The sequence below is a fragment of the Pseudoxanthomonas sp. LjRoot204_2 genome (assembly GCF_056175765.1).
Window position 1 is genome coordinate 1 of the sequence record NZ_JBGFFG010000526.1, and the last position, 2,052, is coordinate 2,052.

2 protein-coding genes are annotated in these 2,052 nt (G+C 67.9%); both read right to left on the reverse strand.

Annotated elements, in window-relative coordinates; all coding sequences use genetic code 11:
- Positions 1 to 264: 264 nt before the first annotated feature.
- Positions 265 to 585 (reverse strand): ribosome hibernation-promoting factor, HPF/YfiA family, encoded by a 321-nt coding sequence (hpf, locus tag AC04L7_RS17460; protein ID WP_296278404.1) that lies wholly within the window; start codon positions 583 to 585, stop codon positions 265 to 267.
- Positions 586 to 843: 258 nt separating this feature from the next.
- Positions 844 to 2,052 (reverse strand): RNA polymerase factor sigma-54 (locus AC04L7_RS17465; protein ID WP_475513539.1); only part of this gene is annotated, 1,209 nt, incomplete at its 5' end.

Genomic DNA, 2,052 nt, shown 5'->3' on the forward strand with positions numbered 1-2,052 from the left:
GCGCCAGCTTGTCTTTCTGCTGGTCGAACAGTTCACGGGCGGTGATGCTGGTATTCATCATGCGGAGGCAGCCGGCGGGAAGGGAACGCCGCTCCGGCGCTGCGCAGGCAGCGCGACATGCGTCGATACCGACCGCTCCGGTAGTGGCATGGGGAGTGTAAAGGCCGGAGCGTGGGCATGCGACCGCAGGCCGCGACGTCGAGAATGGATGGAGGACAAGACGGAACCGCTCCGCATGGCGGAGCGACTCCGTCGGGGACGGGATCAGCCGATCAGTTCGCCGCGCGCGCCGTGGCGCTGGACGTCGGTGCGCTTTTCCTTGTGCTTGACCAGCAGGCGGTCGAGCTTGTCGGCGAGGATGTCGATGGCGGCGTACATGTCCGGCGCGCCGGCATCGGCGTGCAGCCGGCGGCCGGCAACGTTGACCGTGGCTTCGGCCAGGTAATCGGGTTTACGGGTGCCCAGTTGCGTACGGACTTCGCAGGGTTGCTCGAAGTGGCGTTCCAACCGCCTCAGCTTGGTTTCGACGTATTCGCGCAGGGCGGGAGTGACTTCGATTTCATGGCCGTAAGTCTCGATACGCATGTATGCCTCCTTCAGGTCGGTAGAACCGCGCGTGTGGCGCGGAGCGTGTCAGGAATGACAACGCGGCAGGGTCTGGGGTTCCGTGGATGCTCCTGTGCCGGTGGCGATGGCGGGCGACGCCTGCACGACAAAGATGGACCCGTCCGCGGCAACTATCAACCGTTGCGGGTTTCTTTTTCGAGTCCCAGTGCGGCGTGTTAGGAAACCGTTTTTCGCGGGTGGAACGCGATCACGGAATCGGCGCCGGGTCGGCGTGGTTCAGGCGATGCGCACGCGTTCGTGCGAGGACAGGATGTTGAGCGCCTCGCGGTACTTGGCCACCGTCCTGCGGGCGACCGGAATGCCGGACGCTTTCAGCAGGTCGGCCAGCTTCGCGTCGGACAGCGGCTTGCGCGGATTCTCGGCGTCGACCAGCCGCCTGATCATCGCCTGGATCGCCGTGCTCGACGCTTCGCCGCCGCCGTCCGTGTCGATGCCGGAGGCGAAGAAGGCGCGCATCGGCAGCGTGCCGCGCGGGGTGCGGACATACTTGCGGGCGATCGCGCGCGACACCGTGGATTCGTGCAGGCCGACTTCGTCGGCCACGTCGCGCAAGGTCAGCGGGCGAAGGGCCTGTTCCCCGAATTCGAGGAAGCCGGCCTGCTGGTGGAGCAGGCACCGCATCACCTTCAGCAGCGTGTCGCCGCGGGCCTCGACGCTCTTGAGCAGCCAGCGCGCTTCCTGCAACTGGGCCTTGAGGTATCCGGCGTCGCTGTCGCCGCACTGCCGGATCATCTGTTCGTACCCGCGATGGATGGTGATGCGCGGCAGCGTGTTGCCGGACAGGGCGGCGCGCCAGACGCCGCGTTGGCGCCACACCACGCAGTCGGGAACCACGTAGGTGTCGTGCGACAGCTCGCCCACTTGCGCGCCGGGTTTGGGATCAAGGGTGCGGAGCAGGTGCACGGCTTCCTCGACCTCGGCGACCGGCCGCTTGAGCTCCTGCGCGATGCCCGCCACGCCGCTGCGGGGCAGGCGCTCGAGCGCGGTATCGGCGATCCGCAGCGCCAACGCCTTGCCGGGCGTGTCGTCGCTCAGGACCGCCAACTGGAGGTGCAGGCATTCGCCCAGGGTGCGCGCGGCGACGCCGACGGGATCGAAGCGCTGAATCTGTCGCAACACCACCAGCACCTCGTCCTCGTCGGCCTCGATGTCGGGGCGCAGCGCCTGCACGATGCCGGACAGCGGCTCCCGCAGGTAGCCGTCGTCCTCGAGCGCATCGATCAGGGTCGCGCCGATGCGACGGTCGCGAAGGGAAAGATGCGAGAGGTGCAGCTGCCACAGCAGGTGGTCATGCAGCGAGTCGGCCTCCGCGACGCGTTCGGCCGGGCTGCCGTCCTCATCGTCGTCGAACGAGCCGCCGCTGCCGGACGTCGTCCAGGGGCCTTCGTCCGGCGACCAGTCGTCGCGGTCCTCGGCGGTCTCGCG